We start from the raw sequence: 19,119 nt of genomic DNA, 5'->3' as shown, positions 1-19,119 counted from the left end.
GGGCAGGTTGCCCACGTGTTACTCACCCGTCCGCCGCTAACGTCATAAGAGCAAGCTCTTAATTAGTCCGCTCGACTTGCATGTATTAGGCACGCCGCCAGCGTTCGTCCTGAGCCAGGATCAAACTCTCCATAAAAGTGTTTGATTAGCTCAAAATGTATCGCTAACGATACTTTGCGTGATTATAATAAATCACTTTAGAAATTAACGAGATATAATGTATCTCTATTTCGCTTGGCTTTTGTTCAGTTTTCAAAGAACTCATTTGTCGTTGTTAGCGACTTCAATATCATAACAACAGCGTCGAAAGAAGTCAACAACTTTTTTCTTGTTATTTCAACAAAAGATAATCTGTTTTGACAACGAGATTAAATTTACCACCTTATTGAAGATCAGTCAATACTTTTTTAAAAATTAGTTTTTCTCCTCCCTTAAATAAACTATATCCCTTTACAGCCATAAAAAAAAACAGCACCCTCACAAAAGAGTGCTGTTCTAATTTAACAAGTGTTATTTTGACAAGAAAATAAAGTAAGCAAGAAATACAAAGAAGAGAACATACATTATCGGATGAATCTCTTTTGCTTTCCCTTTAGCAACCATCGTAATTGGATACAGGATAAAGCCCATCGCAATTCCTGTTGCGATACTATACGTCAACGGCATAGCAATTACCGTTACGAAAGCAGGCACAGCTATTTCAAACCTCTTCCAATCAATTAATCCTAATGAAGAAGCCATTAAAATCCCAACAATAATTAGCGCCGCAGATGTTACCTCAGCTGTCACAACAGCCAGTAACGGAGAGAAGAACAATGCAATGAGAAACAATCCTGCAGTTACTACAGACGTAAACCCAGTGCGCCCTCCAGCTGCTACACCAGAAGCAGACTCAATGTAAGCCGTTGTTGTTGACGTTCCTAGGATCGCACCAATAGAAGTTGTACTTGAATCAGCAAGCAGCGCCTTACCAGCACGAGGCAGCTTATTATCTTTAACAAACCCAGCTTGGTTCGCAACAGCATAAAGAGTTCCTGCTGTATCAAAGAAATCAACAAATAAGAAAGTCAACACAACTACAAGTAACTGCCATGTGAAAACAGTTGACCAATCAATCGCAAATGCTTGACCAAATGTTGGAGCCAAACTCGGAATAGATCCAACAATCGCTTCTGGTGGAGCAATCACACCAGTAACAACACCAGCTATAGCCGTTATAACCATCCCGTAAAAGATTCCACCATTAATACCACGAACCATAAAAACTACCGTGATCACAACACCAAAAATAGCTAACAAAGTTGGTGGAGCAAGTAAGTTTCCTAACGTTACTGCTGTCGCTTCATAAGGAACAACAATCCCGGCTCCTTTTAAACCAATAAAAGCAATAAACAAACCTATACCAGCTGCTGCTGCATACTTCAACTCAGCAGGAATGGCATTAATAATCACTTCTCGAATTTTAAATACCGTAATTAAAATAAAGATAATACCAGAAAGAAAAACACCAAATAAAGCAACTTGCCAGTCTATCCCTAACCCAAGAACAACTGAATAAGCAAAAAAGGCATTTAACCCCATTCCAGGAGCTAGAGCAATCGGATAATTCGCTACTATCCCCATAATTAACGTTCCGATCGCCGCTGCTAAAGCAGTCGCTGTGAACACAGCACCAATATCCATCCCCGCATCAGCTAAGATCATTGGATTAACAAATAAAATATATGCCATCGATAAGAATGTTGTTAACCCAGCAACTGATTCTTTTCTATACGATGTTCCGTGTTCTTTAAAACCAAAATAACGTTCCATTTGCGTTCCTCCATTTTTTTGTCTTACTCGTAATATAAACAGAAAAAAGCTTCCAATACATCACACTTGGAAGCTTAACTAACAAAAAATCGTTCATATCCTTATAACAAAAGGGTAGATTGATTTTCGTAGTCAAGCTCTTTACGGAAGCTTGGTAGAGACTCGCAGGCCATATTCCCGCAATTATACGAAAGACTATACAATTCTTGTTGACCTAAAGAATTGTATCAATTCCCTTATCCTTTGTCAATAAAAACACGAACGTTTTTTTGTTTATTTTTATTAAATATTCGTCTTTACACTTATTCCCATTCGATCGTCGCTGGCGGTTTTGAAGTTACATCGTAAACAACACGGTTTACATGCTTTACCTCATTCACAATTCTTGTTGAAATAATTTCAAGCACATCCCAAGGAATACGCGCCCAGTCCGACGTCATCCCATCAATGGACGTAACCGCTCGGATACCAACAGTATAGTCGTACGTACGAGCATCTCCCATAACTCCTACACTACGCATGTTTGGAAGTGCCGTGAAATACTGCCAAATTTCGCGATCAAGACCTGCTTTTTTAATCTCTTCACGTAAAATCGCATCAGATTCCCGAACAATCTCTAATTTCTCTTCTGTGATCTCTCCGAGTACACGAATACCCAAACCTGGTCCCGGGAATGGTTGACGCCATACAATCTCATCAGGGATGCCAAGCTCTGTCCCAAGTTTACGAACTTCATCCTTAAACAATGTATTAAGCGGCTCAATTAATTCAAAACGCATATCCTCAGGAAGTCCACCTACATTATGATGAGACTTGATCGTTTGCGCAGTATCTGTACCACTCTCAATAATGTCAGTATAAAGAGTACCTTGAGCTAGGAAATCCATATCCTTTAGCTTCGATGCTTCTTCATCAAACACATAAATAAATTCATTTCCGATGATTTTACGTTTTTGTTCAGGGTCTGAGACTCCTTCTAATTTACCTAAGAAACGTTCTTGTGCATCAATTTTAATGACTTTCATATTAAAGCCTTCGCTGAACGTTTTCATAACACTTTCCGCTTCACCTTTACGAAGAAGCCCGTGATCGATAAACATACAAGTTAACTGATCTCCAATCGCCTTATGGATTAAGACAGCTACAACAGAAGAATCAACACCACCACTTAAGGCACAAAGAACTTGCTTATCTCCTACTTGCTCTCTAATTTTCTCCATTTCTACTTCGACGAAGTTCTCCATTGACCAGTCGCCTGTACATCCGCACACTTCAAAAGCAAAGTTTTTCAGCATATCATTTCCAAATTCAGAATGACGAACTTCTGGGTGGAATTGAACGCCATATAGGCTTTGCGCCTCATTACTCATTGCCGCTACTGGAGTAGAAGGGTTAAATGCATCAACAACAAACCCTTCTGGAGGGGCAGTAATTAAATCACCATGACTCATCCAAGTAGATTGTTCAATCGGTAACCCTTTGAAGATTTTTGATTGGTTTTCAACTTTAATCGTCGCTTTTCCGTATTCACGGTGATCAGCTGCATCCACTTTCCCACCGAAGTGCTGAGTCATTAACTGCATTCCATAACAAATCCCTAAAATAGGAATACCAAGATCATAAATAGCTGGATCACACTTAGGCGCACCCTCTACATACGCACTATTAGGACCACCAGAGAAAATAATTCCTTTAGGGTTCATTTTTTTAATTTCTTCTGCTGTTAACTTGTTAGAGTGCAATTCACTATACACACCTAGATCACGAATACGTCTTGCAATTAATTGATTGTATTGTCCACCAAAGTCTAGTACAACAATCATTTCTTGGTTTAATTCAGTCATGCTTTCCCACCCTTTTTATGATTTCATTCGTACATCCCTTTACAAAAAGAGAACTAGAATTCACCTACTTGTCCATATACATGAACAAGGAAGGCAGAAATTCTAGTTCTTCTTTCTGCCTTCATAGTCAGATTTTTTACGGTAATCCGGTAGAGACTCTTAGGCCATATTCCTAAGGATATACGAAGGTCGATTCTTTATACACTTTTTAAACACTGATTCATTTTATCAGTGAGCTTTAAGACGGTCAAGAATCGATTTTCCGAACAAAGGAAAGCCAATTCGGCTTTTGTTTCGACCAACTAGCATCAATCGATTGACCACCATACATAATCCGTTCGTATTCAATCGTCAAACTCATCATTTCTGTCGTGTTAAAAAGTTTATCCATTCGCGTAGCGTATTCTCTAAGCGTCTCCCCGTTTTCACGTTCCCAACCAACATACTTTAATAACCAAAGTAAGCGATCATACGCTTGCAAAAAGGCCTCTTTATCGTCTCTTCGACCAAACTTTCTTAATATATAGTATTGGACAATCCGTTTATTTTTAGCAAGAACAAATAAAAACATTCCAACTATGAGCCCAGTTAAGATCCAAGGCCCACCCGGTATCGTCCAATTTCGAGAAGAACCTGCACTTGTAGATGATTGCTCATCATCCCCCTCTAAATCGGCAAATGCATCCTCCACTTCTGGCTCATTTTCTTCTTCCTCATCTTCTACCCTTGAATCTTCTCCTGTTTCCTCTCTTTCGACTTCTGGTTCGTTAAACTCATACACATTATCGAATCCGCGAGTTGGTTCAAACGGTACCCACCCCACTTCTGGGAAATATACCTCTACCCATGAATGAGCGTTTCCATTTGTCACTTGATAAACATTTCGAGAATCTTCAGTACCAATAAGCTCACCTTGGGTAAATCCCTTTGCCCATCTAGCAGGAATATCAATTGTTCGTAGCAATACAATCATCGCTGTAGAAAAATTATCACAGTATCCTCGCATCGTTTCAAACAAAAACTGATCAACATAGTCTTGTCCCTCTCTCGGAACAGGAACATCTTGAGTTTCATACTGAAAATCATTCCGCCCAAAATAAGACTCAATTGCTTTTGCTCGGTCATAACGATTTTCTTCCCCTTCAGTTATTTCTAAAGCAAGGTCTCGTATCCGGGTAGGCAAGTCATCAGGAAGCTGAGTATAATAATCTCGTATATCATCGGGGTCTTGATTACTCGTTTGGCGCAGCCCTTCAATTTGATAACTAGGATACAAGTACTCATATTGATAATGTTCAAGTTTGATAGACTGAGCACCTCGATACGTACTCGCTTTCCCTGTATAAGCATCTTGGAACAATTCAAATTCTCTAATCTGATTACTTAGCTGTAATTCACCAGGATAAAACAAATGATCAAACCCTCTTGAGTGTTCGGTTAACATAATCTCAGCTTCCAACGTTTCATATTCAACTATCTCTCGGCCAAGATTACTATATAAAAAACTCTTTCTTTCTACAGGGGTGGTCGTTTCCCAACCTCGACCTGTATAATAATCCTTCGTTTCTCCTCTCCAATAATGTTCTCTTGTAGAGAAGGCATAAAATACAGGAGTATCATCATCTATGAATCCGCCACCTAGTCGCTCATCATTATCTCCATAACCAATTCGCTGGATGAGCTCTCCTGATCCATTTTCGCCCATTCCAACAGCTGCTCGTACAAATGGAACAGGATCATCCCATTGCGGGTCTAGTTTGGGAGATAACAACCCTAATAACCCACCTGCACCAATAAGCATGATAAGTAACATTGCAAGGCGAACAGGCAAAAGTTTAGGTGCTTTATACACGGTTTGTTGTTCAATCATCCGGTACATAGTAACCAAACCTAGTAAAAGAAAACCAATTATAAACGTACGTATTATAGCAAATGTGGCGTCATAAATAGTAAAAGTATCTATTACAGTGACATAAACAACAGTAAAAACTAGAAAAAACAACACTCTTCTTGCATGTACTGTCCAATAAAACAAAAGATAACTCATAATCGCTAACAAGACGAAGAATAAAAAGCTCCGAAATAGGTCGGTCAGTCCATACCAACCACCCGTCAACATAAGGTTGATATTTATCATGATGTCAGAAACAATATAAAGGAACCATTCAAAAGATAGAAATGGTCCATCCATGAAAACTAAGTAAAGTCCATAAAAAACGACTAAGGACTTTAATACCATGGAGACAATGACAGGCAATTGTAAAAATGTAATAAAGAAAAAGACAGCTGTAACTAGCACAAAAACAAAAATATACCCAGTATCTGTAATGTGCGGGAGTGGTAAAAGCCATTCCATAAGCAGCAGGAAACTTAATCCATACAACAAGAAATCCCTTCCTGTTTCGGTTTGCTTTTGATCTAAACGCACGACTTCCCCTCCCCTTTCAATTTATTCGTTTTCAATAAAGGTCGAAACTCCAGCCTTTTCCAGCTCCTTTATAAACGTACGATCTTGCTCCGAAACGGCAACTAAACATACAGTAACAACAACACTCTCTTCTAATAACGTTTTACAAACTTTTAATACTTGTTCATTTAACCGAACACAAACGTAGTATACATGCATCCCTGACCAATCTCGGTATACCTTATGAATGGCAGGTGTCGGCTCGCCACTTGGTATCAATTGCGCCAATGTCATTAAACCTTTTGAAATAGATCGTTGATTCACTTCAAGTGACATCCAATCTCCAAGTCTAACCGCAAGCCTCACTCCCGGTTGTTTTTGAGTAAAGGTGACCATTAAGGAAGCTGCCAATTCGACTGAATGCTCAAAAACAGATTCATTCGGATCGATAACGGCTGAATCAAATGCAACCACAATCCCTTCGCCCTGATAAGACTCAAACTCTTTCGTCATTAGCTTGCTCGACCTAGCCGATTGTTTCCAGTCAATTGAAGTTAACCGGTCTCCAGGCACATACTGCCGGACACCAGCAAGAGAACGATCTTCCTCAAAAGAATGCTGAATTCTTCTGCCATCTAATCTTCTCGGTTTTCCAAAATCATTAATTGGGGGTAGCTCATGAAAGCGAGGATATACAAGAACCTTTGTTTCACAAAGTACCTTCTTCTCTCTTTCAAACAAACCAAATAAATCACCGAAGACGAGCGATAATTGTTCAAATGTATGTGCACCCCTCTTCACATCACGTACAGTGTACGAGAAGACAAGACGCCTTTGGAAAGAAAAGAAAAAGAGAGAACCTGATTCTTCATAGGTTCCGAGATTTTTTGGAATCAGATCTAGAACCCTAACATAAAAAAACGGCTGAAGCGCACGCTTATGAAGCGTGACCGTAACCGTTAACGACTCACCGGCTCGCAATACATCTTTATGAAATACCCGTTCCGCCTTGACTATACGAAATGGATACAAAGCCACCAAAACGGTGGAAATCACTACCGTTACAACACTATAAAATAAAAACCAACTCACAAATCCACCTTGAAACATCGCATAAGAAAACGCAGTCGCAATAAATAGTAAAAGAAGTGCGCATTTTACAAATAGACGAAAGTTCCTCTTCCCTCTTTTCACGAGCGCGTCAACCTTCTCTGATTTACAGGAATTCGGACCAGCTCCAGAATAGAAGAAATCACTTCTTCTTGTGTTCTGTTAGACATTTTGGCCTCGGCCGTTAACATCATTCGGTGTGCAAGTATATATGGTGCTAGATGCTTCACATCATCCGGAAGTACATACTCTCTTCCTTGCATAAAAGCATATGCTTGAGATGCTTTCATCAACGCAATCGTCCCCCGTGGACTTACACCTAACTCGACTGCTCGATTTTTTCGCGTTTCATGCACTAGGTCAATCATGTACATTTTCACGTCTTCACTAACGAGAACTTTCGTTATTTCAGATTGGATATCTACTACCTCCGTTGTTGTCATTACCGGCTTAATATCTTCAAGTGGATGCTTATGCTGAAGTCGTTCTAGTACTTCTAATTCTTCTAAGGCCGTTGGATACCCTAGATTTAACTTAATTAAGAACCGATCAAGCTGAGCTTCAGGTAATGGGAATGTCCCAGCATACTCAATAGGATTTTGTGTAGCCATAACAAAGAACGGTTTTTCAAGCTGAAGAGTTTCTCCATCTATCGTTACACTGCTTTCTTCTAATGCTTCAAGTAATGCCGATTGCGTCTTTGGTGAAGTTCTATTTATTTCATCTGCAAGGACAATATTCGCCAAAATAGGACCCGGTCGAAACTCAAACTGCTGCTTAAGTTGATTATATATCGATACCCCTGTCACATCTGATGGCAGGAGATCTGGTGTGAATTGAATTCGTTTAAATTCCGCTCCAAGAGATTTGGCTATCGCTTTAACCATCATCGTCTTGCCAACTCCCGGAACATCTTCAAGCAGAACATGTCCTCCAGCAAAGAGCGCAACAAGGCTTAACTCAACCTCTTTCCTCTTGCCAACGACGACAAGTTCAATGTTTTCAATTACTTTTTCAATTCGTTCAACCGCTGCTGTCATGCAACTGCCTCCAATCTAATAAATAACCAGTCTATTTCCATCATACCATTTCAACCTATAAAAAACGTTATAATTGCATTACCAATTTTAAGAGAAATACTAAACGATTTCCTTTTGGCATACATATAGAGTTCATCTATTTTTCTTGTAAATAATCTAACACAAAACGTATAAAGCCTTTGTTTCTGTGTTAGGATATGGAAACTAAAGGAGGGATCTTATGACAATCGGTTTATCATTCATTGCATTCGGACTTATCATTGGGTTCATCACCTATAGTTATGTCGGTCTATTATACGGGTTAATTGCCGCTATCATTATTGCCACAATTGTTAATCAACTTATTTATAAGAAAAGAACAGCTAGCGACGAAGCCTCTTTCACAAAGTAACATTTACTAACGCCTCAAAACACCTCCTTACATTCAAGCTCACATTACATTTAAATTTCTAAATTCCACTCAATATTCCCTCCTCACTGATGCATACTATAGGTATAGGAGGGGGTATTTGATGTATCGATTGTATACTCACAACGACTTAGATGGTGTAGGCTGCGGAATTCTTGCTCGCTTAGCCTTTGGATCAAATGTTGACGTTCGCTATAACTCCGTTCAAGGATTAAATTTTCAGATTGAGCGTTTTTTAGAGAGAGACAACTTAGATGATGTATTACTCATCACTGACCTATCTGTACATAGTGATAACGAAAAAAAATTAGATGAATTCGTTAAAAAGGGAGGAAGCGCAACATTACTTGACCATCATAAAACAGCTCTCCATTTTAATGAATATAGCTGGGGTTCTGTCACAGTTGAATACGAAGACGGAAGATTAGCTGCAGCAACCTCGTTATTTTATGAGTTTCTAGTTGAGCAAGGTTTCTTGAAACAATCTTCTTCTTTAGATGAATTTGTCGAGCTAGTACGACTATGGGACACATGGGAATGGGAAAGGAACAATGTCCTAAAGGCTAAACGGCTAAACGATCTGTTTTTCATGATTTCTATCGATGAATTTGAAGAACGAATGGTGAACCGCCTTCAAGAAAGCGAAACTTTTAGCTTCGATGAATTTGAAGAAAAAATTCTTGATATGGAAGAAACGAAGATCGAACGTTATATAAGAAGAAAAAGAAGAGAGCTCGTACAAACGTTCATTGGCAACTATTGCGCCGGTATTGTTCATGCTGAATCTTATCATTCAGAACTAGGAAATGAATTAGGAAAGGATAGTCCGCATCTTGATTATATTGCTATTCTAAATTTAGGAGGCAAAAAAATCAGTTTTCGAACCATTCATGATGATGTTGACGTATCAGAAATTGCTGGCCAGTTCGGTGGTGGCGGTCACGCAAAAGCTTCTGGCTGCTCGCTCAACGAAGAAGCATACAAACTTTTCATAGCTGAACCATTTCCGATCGAACCTCTGCGAATTGACGCTTTTAGAAACCAACATAATTTAAAGGCAAGTCAATCAGGCTCTTTGTATGCAGATAGTGAAGAAAATCGTTTCTTCATTTACCCTATAAGTGATAAGAAGTGGGTATTAGAAAAGAACCAATCAGTCGAAAGTTCCTTTTCATCGTTCGAAGAAGCCGAGCGCCAAATTAAACGAAATCACTTAGCATGGCTTGTTCGCGATGAACTATTTGTAAGATACCTATCAGAAAATGTCTTAAACGAAAAACGCTCAAAAACAAAAGGAAATTAACTACTCACAAAAAAGTTGACCCCTCATTTCATTAAAATGCGGGGTCATAACCATACTTATCTTAGAGCACTCAAATCAAACTTTGGAACTAATCCTTCTTCAGCCGCCCTTCCTAGTAATGCTTCAATCGCCGCATAACCATCTTCTCCTAAATCTAGCGTAAACTCATTAACATACAAATCAATATGTGATTTCGCAACGTCATGAGAAAGCTCTTGAGCATGCTCCATAATATACGACTTTGACACTTCTGGATGAGCCCAAGCATACTCAACCGAAGCTCGAATCCAACTTGTAATTGCCTCTAGGTCTAGAGAACGGTGTGCAATAATTGCCCCTAACGGAATCGGCAACCCCGTGTCTTCTTCCCACCAATTCCCTAAGTCCGTCAAAAGATTAAGGCCATATTGCTGATACGTAAAACGAGCTTCATGGATGACTAGTCCTGCATCAATGTCTCCAGCTTGGACAGCAGGCATAATTTCATGAAATGGCAGCACAACAATTTCTCCAACTCCACCCGGAACATTTTGCGCCGCCCACAACCGAAACAATAAATAAGCTGTTGAACGCTCACTTGGTACAGCTACTTTTTTACCTGTAATTGCTTCTGGACCTAGCTGCGCTTCTTTCGTTAAGACAAGCGGTCCACACCCTCTGCCCAGCGCCCCTCCACAAGGAATTAAAGCATACTCAGACAGCACCCAAGGAAGTGCAGCATAAGAAATTTTCTGAACCTCGGGGCCTTTCCCTTCTGCTACCCAATTGTTTGTAATATCAATATCTGCATACGTCACATCTAGTTTCGGTGCTCCTGGTATTAACCCATGAACCCATGCGTGGAAAACAAATGTATCATTTGGACAAGGAGAAAATGCTATTTTCATTTGAACACCTCCGAAAAAATTGAACTTGCTTTCTCTAACGTAGCAAGCGCTTCTTTTATGCGCCAAGATTCACGATCTCTCGGACCAACTTTATTAGAAATCGATCTAACCTCGATAACGGGGATTTGAGTTTGCTTCGCTGCTTCCGCTACACCAAAGCCTTCCATCCCCTCTGCTATAGCATGAGGAAACCGTTCTAATAAATAATTCGCTGTTTCTTGTGTACCTGTCACTGTCGACAATGTAAGGATAGCCCCTTCCTGAACCGGTATCCCTTGTTCCATTGCCTCAGCACAAATACGCGTAACCATTGCTTGTTCCACTTCTATCTTAGACGAACCTAACTTTAATTCCTCTAAACTCAAAAATCCATCATAGGATTCTGCTCCTAAATCTGCCGCCACCACTTCAGTCGATACCGCAAGAGAACCAACCTCTGCTTTCCCTTCGAAACCACCAGCAATGCCCGCGTTAATCACATAATTATATTGCGTTTTTGCCAATGCAGTTGCTGTAGCCACCGCAGCTGCAGCTTGTCCCACTCCCGCTACGATGACATCAAAGTCATTGGTATTACGTAACCCGCGTAAGATGGCTTCCTTCTCTGCAGAAACGGAAGTAACGATCAGCACACGTCGATTTAACACTTTATTAGATCCGCTCATTATGCGCACTCTCCTCCATAACACAGTTGACTTACTCTGTAACATTTAGTGTATCTAATTACCCGATCCTTGACTAGTATAAGACTTCCTACAAGCCTTAACACCTCTTAGTTCCCTAAATAATTCTACTAAACATGGTATGATAAAGGATATTGAGTTACTGAAAATTCAGGAGGTAGATTCATGTCTTATCAAGTAGAAATAGCTGTACCTGCAAAAGCCACATTAGGGGAAGGACCGCATTGGGATCATGAAAACGAACGTTTATATTGGGTTGATATTCTCGAAAAGAAACTCCATATTTATGAACCACAAAAATGCGAAAACCGAACAATAACTTTTGAGCAATATATCGGTGCTGTTGTCGGCAGTAAGTCAGGCGACCTCTTGTTAGCGATGGAAAATGGAATTTACCGTTACAATATTCAATCTGGACAATTAACTTTTTTAACGAATCCTGAAGAGAAATTGTCCAATAATCGTTTTAATGACGGTAAATGCGACCCAGCTGGACGCTTTTGGGCTGGGACTATGTCTCTCGAAGAAGAAACCGGTGCAGGTTCCCTGTATTGCTTTCAACCATCTGGAGACATAAAGAAAGTGATCTCTCCAGTTACTATTTCAAACGGATTAGCTTGGAGTCCTGATTATAAGTATATGTACTATATTGATACACCAACACGTGAGGTCCAAATGTACAATTATAACAAGGAAACTGGAGACATCTCACTTGCCAAAACAGCAGTAACCATCCCAGATGGTAACGGCTATCCAGATGGGATGACGATCGACCAAGAAGGCATGATCTGGGTAGCACATTGGGGAGGCAGCAAGGTGACACGCTGGGATCCACATTCAGGGAACCTATTAGATGAAATTGCAGTTCCAGCAAAAAACGTTACATCTTGCACATTTGGCGGAAAAAACCTTGATGAATTATACATTACAACAGCTCGGATAGGGATGGCAGAGTCAGATTTTCATTCTTACCCCGATTCAGGTCATCTATTTAAAGTAAAAACAAATGTCAAAGGAATTCCTGCCTACCTTTTTGAAGATTGATGCTAGTTTAAAAGGGGTGTCTCAAAAGGTCTGTATTGGACCTTTTCGAGACACCCCTTCATATTTAAATTAAATGACTCCTATTAACATAGCAGCTACAATCAATACAATACTAAATCCCCATACCCAAAAGAACGAGTAACGGATATGCTTACCCATTTCAAGTCCTGCAAGCCCAAGAGCTAACCAAAGAGCAGGTGAAAATGGACTGATAAATGTACCGATAATATTCCCTATTACCATCGCATAAGCAGCAGAAGTCGTCTCCACTCCGTACCCAGACACAATTTGTTCTACGACTGGTACTAAAGCAAAATAGTAAGCATCCGTACTCAACACAAGTTCAAACGGTACACCCAAAAATCCGATAACAAGGTGTAAATAAGGAACGATAAATGCTGGTAAAAATAGAACGAGATCTGTCGCTAGCGATTGTAACATTCCTGTTCCATCTAAAATCCCTAAAAATGATCCAGCCGCAAGAATAATGGCAGCCATTAACAAGGCGTTAGGTGCGTGCGCTTTAATTCGCTCCATTTGATCATCAACTTTAGGATAATTCATGATTAAGGCGATACTTAAACTGATCATGAAAACAAAACCAGCAGGGATAATCCCCCATACTAACATCGTAATGACACCTAGCGTCAGTAGTAAGTTAGCCCACAATAGTTTCGGACGCGCAAGTGACTCATCTTTTTTAGATGGCGCAGCCTGCTCTGGCACTTCTAACGTTGCGGCAGCTTCTAATTCTGCATTTTCTGATTCCGTCAACTTTGAAATTTTCCGTTTTTCTCTCAAGCCTAAAATAACAGCTAATCCTATTAATAAAATCATGGCAATAATTTGAACTGGAATTAGAGGTCTCCACAACTCCGTAGGATCTGCTCCAATAACTGCAGCAGTTCTCCCAATCGGGCCTCCCCATGGAACCATATTAATAATACTTGCACTTAAACCAACTAATAAGAGCAACAAATACGGACTCATTTTCAGTCTCTTATATAAAGGCAACAGTGCTGGAATTGTAATAAGAAATGTTGAAGCTCCAGATCCATCAAGGTGTGCAATTGCTCCAATGATAACTGTACCGACAGCAACAGCAATAACATCCCCTCTTGAAATCGCAATCATTTTATTAATAATTGGGTCAAATAATCCCGCATCTTGCATAACTCCAAAAAAGAGAATTGCAAAAATAAACATAATGACGACATTGATTACTCGGTCAATTCCTTCACCAAAAAGGACACCTATTTCAGCAAACCCAAATCCTGCAAATAGCGCACCAATAATAGGAACAAGCACAAGTCCGATAATCGGCGTAATTCGTCCGCTTAATAACAAAAACACAATAGTCAAGATCGTAACTAGACCAATGATACTCAGCATTCATATCTCCCCTTTCAAATTAAATAAACGTTCACTTGAAAAGAGAGAAGGTTTGAAAGCGGATACATTTTAACCTAACTTCACTAGAAAAAATCTCTCTTTTCAAAGTTTTCTATGTACATAGAAATTTACCACGATTGAAAAGAGAGATGAAGTTTATGAAAATAAACAAAATATTGATCATTAAATGAATTTTGTCCATATTGTTCACTTTAGCAAATATCGTCGTTCCGGTCGCCCGACGTCTCCATATTTTTGTTCTGCTAATAACTCTTTAATTGAAACCAAATATTCTAAATAACGTCTTGCTGTCGACCTGCTAGCTCCAATCTCTTTCCCCACTTGCACAGCAGTCAACCCATTTTCGCGGTTTCGTTCCATAATGCTTTTAATCTTATCTAACGTGAGACGATCAATCCCCTTTGGTAAATTATCGACTGCTTCTATATTAGGAGATGTTTGCTTTTGTACGGAAAATCTAGTTAATTGGTCAATTTCCTCCTGCTCCATACTTTCTTTAGAAGCTAATACGCTTCTTTGTTCATAATACTGGTCAAGCGTTTGTTTAAACCGTGAGAACTCAACAGGTTTTACAATATAATCGAATATTCCCCCTCGTAATGTCTCTTCAATTGTCGAAACTTCCTTTGCTGCAGTCATCATAATAAGATCTATGCTTTGATACTCTTTACGAATCTCCCAAAAGAGCTCCAAACCGTGAACATCAGGGATATATACATCCAACAGAATAAGATCTGGTAATGTCGTTAGCCGTTTTAACACTTGTCGTGCTTCTTCACCGGTTTTTACAATATCAATAACTTTAAACCCTTCCACTTTCTCAACAAATTGCCTTGTAATTTCAGCAACCCGAAAGTCATCTTCCACAATTAACACTTGAAAATCATGGCGCATTACTCAAGTCCCCCCTTATCTGTATTTTCCTTTGGTATTGTTACGACAAAACAAGCGCCTCCTAGTTCGCCCTCTTCCAAGAAAATATTTCCACCAATTTCTGTAAGGACCTGTTTTGTTAACGCTAAACCAATTCCTCGGTGTGAACCTTCTTTAGTTGAGAACCCTTGTTTAAAAATATCTAAAGCAAAATCGCTAGGCACACCTTTCCCTGCATCCTCAATTTCAAACACAATCTCTTCTCCGATATCCGTAAAGAATATTGAAACATCTCGTTTCGACTCAGAATTATTTTTCACAGCATCAATGGCGTTTTCTATTAGGTTGCCAAGAACTGTTACGAGAGCATCCCGCTTTTTATCAGACAAACGGTGTGTTAACCTGCTTTCAGGATCAATAGTTAAACGAACCCTTTGTTCATTTGCTTGATTCAACTTACCCAACAATATGGCATTCACCAATGGATCGGGTACTTTTTCAAATAAAAACCGTATCCACTTTTGTTGAATGTTGCTTTCTCTCCGAATAAAATCAACCGCCTCTTCACTTTTCCCTAATTGAATAAGGCCTAATATTGTATACATTTTATTAGAAAACTCATGAGTTTGCGCGCGTAAAGCATCAGCATACTGTTTTACCCTTGTTAGTTCTTTTGATAGCTTTTCAATTTCTGTTTTATTTCGAAACGTAGACACTGCTCCAATTAACATATTGTCATAATAAATAGGGACGCGATTTACAAGGACAATATGGTTTCCTAGCAACAGCTCTTTATTGTATTGGCTCTCTCCTCGTTCAAGCACTTTATGAAGCTCTGAATTCGGAAGCACCTCCAAAATCGGCCTGCCAATCAATTGGTCGGTTTCTTTTCTATTACTCGAAATCAACCGCTTTGCTGCCGCGTTCATCATTGTAATCGTACCTTCTTTATTTACGGCGATAATCCCTTCATGAGTCGATTGCAGGATCGTTTCTTTCTGCAAAAGAAGATGTGAAATTTCTTCAGGCTCTAAGCCAAATAACAATTTTTTTATATAATTTGCAATGAGGACCGCACCTATCATTCCTACCCCAACGATAGCTAAAAGCACATACCATAGTTCCCGGCTATAATTTTTAACAATGCTTTGAACATCCTCATTTAAAAAACCGACAGAAACAACTCCGATTATTTCGCCTTCCTGCGAGATAACTGGCACCTTCCCCCGAATCGATTGCCCTAACGACCCTACTGCCTTTGAGACATAGGATTCACCATGAATCAGTGCACGGTCATTATCCTCGCCAACCATCTTGTTTCCTATTTGGTCTGGATTCGGATGGGCATATCGGATCTCATTTCGATTACCTACCACAATAAATTCTGCACCAGTCGCTTCTCGAATTGGTGAAACAAGAGGTTGAATGACCGCTGAAGGATTATCCAAACCAAATGCATCTTTTAACTCAGGTATTTGGGCAACACTCTCAGCCACACTCAGCGCCCGTTCACCAAGCTGCGTTTCCAATGTATCTGAGAGGAAATATTGGAGAAATAATCCGACAATCGAGAACATTCCAATAATTAATATGACAATAAGAAACGTCATTTTTAATTTTAAGTTAAGCTTCGTTTTTGGCTTATTTAAATATCTTCTACTGTCACCACTCTGAAATGAAATCATTACCCGACGCTCCTTCTCAAAATACTTTTATAGTTTACCATAAAGCCACATAAAAAAAGAGCATGGAGGGATTCCACACTCTTAAACTAGCCATATTAAACACTTAAATATTGACTTACTTTCTCTTCCATTAAGTCCTCGCCTTCATATACAATTCGTCCTTTATCCATCACATAAAAGTAATCAGCTACACTTTTGGCAAAGTCAAAGCTTTGTTCAACTAGCAAAATTGACGTATTGACTTGGCTTCTCTTTATATCTTTAATAACTTCTTGAATGTCACTTACGATATTGGGCTGAATCCCTTCAGTCGGTTCATCTAGTAATAAGCAGCTCGGCTCAGCTACAAGCGCCCTTGCTATTGCAAGTTGCTGCTGTTGACCTCCACTTAAGTCTCCGCCACGACGATCCTTCATTTCTTTTAGGACAGGAAAGTATTCATAGATTTTTTCATTGATTTTTTCCTCACTATTCGAACGAGCTTCTAAACCTAGAAGGAGATTTTCATATATGGTTAATTGAGGAAATATTTCTCTCCCCTGCGGTACATAGCCTATTCCTTTCCGAGCCCTATACGAAGCATTTTTCTTTGTTACTTCTTCATCACTATAAGACACTGTCCCATTAACCGGTTGAAGAACACCCATAATTGTCTTCATAATCGTTGATTTCCCAACACCATTTCTCCCCATTAGGCACACTACTTTTCCAGGTTCAACAGTAAGGGACACATCCCGAATAACTGTACTTCCGTCATAAGCCACTTCTAATTTAGAGAGCTTTAGCATTTGCCTGTTCTCCTTTCTTTCCTAAATAAACTTCCATTACTCGTTCGTTTCTTTGAATTTCTTCCATCGTTCCATCACATAGCAATTGTCCACCATGCATGACCGTAACTTTTTCAGCAAATTTTCTAACAAAATCCATATCATGTTCTACAACTATTATTGAGCAACGTTTTTTCAATTCTAGTAGCAATTCACCCGTTTTTTCTTCCTCTTCTTCCGTCATTCCTGCGATCGGCTCATCTAACATTAGCAAGTTCGGTTCTTGCATCATGACCATACCGATCTCTAACCATTGCTTCTGCCCATGAGACAATGTTTTGGCAACGACATTTTTTTGTTCTTTTAATCCAATCAAACTTAACATTTCATCAATTTTTGCTTTATCTGATGCTTTCATTCTTGAAAATAATACGGGAATAACACGCTTATCTTGTTTCATAGCTAATTCCAAATTATCAAAAACAGTTAAAAAGGGGAAAATGGATGGGGCTTGAAACTTTCTCCCTATCCCTTCTCTAACAATCTCATACTCTTTTAACTTCGCTAGGTTTGTAGTTCCATTAAACATTAACGTTCCTTCACTGTATTTTGTTTTTCCGCATACTGCGTCTAAAAAAGTTGTTTTCCCAGCTCCATTAGGTCCGATTAAGAAATGCAACTCTCCATGTGGAATCGAAAAATCAAACTCTTTGATCGCATAAAACCCTCCAAATCGAACGGAAAGTTTATCCGACTGCAGAATGACTGGTTTCTTTTCTATCTGTAGGTTCTTTACGTTTTTCATGCTTTCCACCTCTCCTCTTTACTTTATCGACTAAACTCATTAATCCTCCTGGAAGGAAAATAACGATAATAACAAAGACTAAGCCTAAGAAATACAACCAAAAGTCAGGATAACTTTCACTAAAAAACGTTTTTGCACTGTTTGTTAAAATTGCACCTATTACTGGGCCAATCAATGTACCTCGCCCACCAATAGCAACCCACAAAATCATTTCAATCGATGGAATAATACCAATCATAGTCGGTGAAATAATCCCAACTTGCATCACAAACAACATTCCAGCTAATCCGGCTATCCCAGCTGATAAAGAAAAAATTAGCACTTTAAACATTGATGTATCGTACCCTGAAAAGCGAAGTCTATTTTCGCCATCACGTATGGCGATCAATGTTTTCCCAAAACGGCTGTTAACCAATATTGAACAAATCAAAAAGACAACGATTAAACTTCCAACCGATATATAATAAAGTCCTTTCTGTGTCGCAGGAGACGAAAGGGAATACCCAAAGATTGTTGAAAACCCCGTTATCCCATTTGTTCCACCAGTAAAGCTTTGCTGACTGACAATTAATGTTGTCGTAACAAGGACTAGGGCCTGTGTTAGTATTGTAAAATACACATCTCTTATTCTATTTCGGAAAATAAAGAATGATAAGATTGATGCGATGATCATCGGCACCATAATAGCACCGATAATAGCTGAAATAGGGTTGGAAAAAATTGCCCAAAACCATGGCAATTCAGTAATCCCATTCCACGTCATAAAATCAGGAACAGCTCCTGTCATGCTTTCCATTGACAAATGCATCGCCATGATATAGGCACCTAGACCAAAGAATATCCCATGACCAAGACTTAATACCCCTGTATATCCCCATAACAAATCCAATCCAATAACTAATATCGCAAATGCTATATAACGCCCAAGTAAATTCGTTCTAAAATCTGATATAAAAAAGGGCAGAATAAGTAATATGATTATTAGAGCTACGAAGAGCCACTTCCTCTCTAGCAAGCGAGCACTTATTGTTTGCATA

16 protein-coding genes, 1 rRNA gene and 2 riboswitches are annotated in these 19,119 nt (G+C 39.3%); of the genes, 3 read left to right on the top strand and 14 right to left on the bottom strand.

The features are described 5' to 3' along the window. From MF646_RS17340 to MF646_RS17315, 6 genes are all read right to left on the bottom strand, one after another. Positions 1-136, bottom strand: a 16S ribosomal RNA gene (locus tag MF646_RS17340); the annotation flags it as partial. Between the two features lie 374 nt (positions 137-510). Then, complete coding sequence (locus tag MF646_RS17335; RefSeq protein WP_250097771.1) at positions 511-1,812, bottom strand: NCS2 family permease; 1,302 nt, start codon at positions 1,810-1,812, stop codon at positions 511-513. A 109-nt stretch (positions 1,813-1,921) separates the two neighbouring features. Continuing rightward, positions 1,922-2,023, bottom strand: a riboswitch (purine riboswitch). A 91-nt stretch (positions 2,024-2,114) separates the two neighbouring features. Then, positions 2,115-3,656, bottom strand: a complete 1,542-nt coding sequence (guaA, locus tag MF646_RS17330; RefSeq protein ID WP_250097770.1) for a glutamine-hydrolyzing GMP synthase — start codon at positions 3,654-3,656, stop codon at positions 2,115-2,117. Positions 3,657-3,760: 104 nt separating this feature from the next. Further along, a riboswitch (purine riboswitch) is annotated at positions 3,761-3,862 on the bottom strand. A gap of 41 nt (positions 3,863-3,903) precedes the next feature. Beyond that, entirely contained in the window at positions 3,904-6,084 is a 2,181-nt protein-coding gene (locus tag MF646_RS17325; protein WP_250097769.1) for a transglutaminase TgpA family protein, read from the bottom strand. A gap of 21 nt (positions 6,085-6,105) precedes the next feature. Next, positions 6,106-7,155 (bottom strand): DUF58 domain-containing protein, encoded by a 1,050-nt coding sequence (locus tag MF646_RS17320; RefSeq protein ID WP_250097768.1) that lies wholly within the window; start codon positions 7,153-7,155, stop codon positions 6,106-6,108. A gap of 98 nt (positions 7,156-7,253) precedes the next feature. Next, positions 7,254-8,213, bottom strand: coding sequence for an AAA family ATPase (locus MF646_RS17315; RefSeq protein WP_250097767.1), 960 nt, complete (start codon positions 8,211-8,213; stop codon positions 7,254-7,256). 220 nt (positions 8,214-8,433) lie between these two features. On the opposite strand from MF646_RS17315, the gene MF646_RS17310 reads away from it, so the two are divergent. Both MF646_RS17310 and MF646_RS17305 read left to right on the top strand, forming a co-directional pair. Then, complete coding sequence (locus MF646_RS17310) at positions 8,434-8,604, top strand: hypothetical protein (protein WP_250097766.1); 171 nt, start codon at positions 8,434-8,436, stop codon at positions 8,602-8,604. A 121-nt stretch (positions 8,605-8,725) separates the two neighbouring features. Then, positions 8,726-9,925 (top strand): DHH family phosphoesterase, encoded by a 1,200-nt coding sequence (locus tag MF646_RS17305; protein WP_250097765.1) that lies wholly within the window; start codon positions 8,726-8,728, stop codon positions 9,923-9,925. Between the two features lie 56 nt (positions 9,926-9,981). Here MF646_RS17305 and MF646_RS17300 read toward each other — a convergent pair whose 3' ends face one another. After that, positions 9,982-10,812 carry a 1,4-dihydroxy-6-naphtoate synthase gene (locus tag MF646_RS17300; protein ID WP_250097764.1) on the bottom strand — a complete coding sequence of 277 codons (831 nt, stop codon included), beginning with the start codon at positions 10,810-10,812 and terminating at the stop codon, positions 9,982-9,984. Beyond that, positions 10,809-11,477 (bottom strand): futalosine hydrolase, encoded by a 669-nt coding sequence (locus MF646_RS17295; protein WP_250097763.1) that lies wholly within the window; start codon positions 11,475-11,477, stop codon positions 10,809-10,811. The genes MF646_RS17300 and MF646_RS17295 overlap by 4 nt, the downstream gene beginning before the upstream one ends. 183 nt (positions 11,478-11,660) lie before the next feature. On the opposite strand from MF646_RS17295, the gene MF646_RS17290 reads away from it, so the two are divergent. Further along, complete coding sequence (locus MF646_RS17290; RefSeq protein ID WP_250097762.1) at positions 11,661-12,539, top strand: SMP-30/gluconolactonase/LRE family protein; 879 nt, start codon at positions 11,661-11,663, stop codon at positions 12,537-12,539. A gap of 69 nt (positions 12,540-12,608) precedes the next feature. Here the strand turns inward: MF646_RS17290 and MF646_RS17285 are convergent, their stop codons facing one another. From MF646_RS17285 to urtC, 6 genes are all read right to left on the bottom strand, one after another. Then, the gene (locus MF646_RS17285; RefSeq protein WP_250097761.1) at positions 12,609-13,931 is read right to left on the bottom strand and encodes a CitMHS family transporter; all 1,323 of its coding nucleotides are present in this window, start codon (positions 13,929-13,931) and stop codon (positions 12,609-12,611) included. Between the two features lie 207 nt (positions 13,932-14,138). Then, positions 14,139-14,846 carry a response regulator gene (locus MF646_RS17280; protein ID WP_250097760.1) on the bottom strand — a complete coding sequence of 236 codons (708 nt, stop codon included), beginning with the start codon at positions 14,844-14,846 and terminating at the stop codon, positions 14,139-14,141. Next, positions 14,846-16,510: an ATP-binding protein gene (locus MF646_RS17275; RefSeq protein WP_250097759.1), complete on the bottom strand. Its 1,665-nt coding sequence runs from the start codon at positions 16,508-16,510 to the stop codon at positions 14,846-14,848. Before MF646_RS17275 ends, MF646_RS17280 begins: the two co-directional genes overlap by 1 nt. A 95-nt stretch (positions 16,511-16,605) precedes the next feature. Continuing rightward, positions 16,606-17,298 (bottom strand): urea ABC transporter ATP-binding subunit UrtE, encoded by a 693-nt coding sequence (gene urtE / locus MF646_RS17270; protein WP_250097758.1) that lies wholly within the window; start codon positions 17,296-17,298, stop codon positions 16,606-16,608. Then, complete coding sequence (urtD, locus tag MF646_RS17265; RefSeq protein ID WP_250097757.1) at positions 17,282-18,082, bottom strand: urea ABC transporter ATP-binding protein UrtD; 801 nt, start codon at positions 18,080-18,082, stop codon at positions 17,282-17,284. Before urtD ends, urtE begins: the two co-directional genes overlap by 17 nt. Beyond that, positions 18,024-19,118, bottom strand: a complete 1,095-nt coding sequence (gene urtC, locus MF646_RS17260) for an urea ABC transporter permease subunit UrtC (RefSeq protein WP_250097756.1) — start codon at positions 19,116-19,118, stop codon at positions 18,024-18,026. Before urtC ends, urtD begins: the two co-directional genes overlap by 59 nt. Position 19,119 lies beyond the last annotated feature (1 nt).

Source organism: Halalkalibacter alkaliphilus (assembly GCF_023555415.1).
Lineage (GTDB): Bacteria > Bacillota > Bacilli > Bacillales > Bacillaceae_D > Halalkalibacter > Halalkalibacter alkaliphilus.
This window is presented reverse-complemented; position numbering and strand designations above follow the sequence as displayed.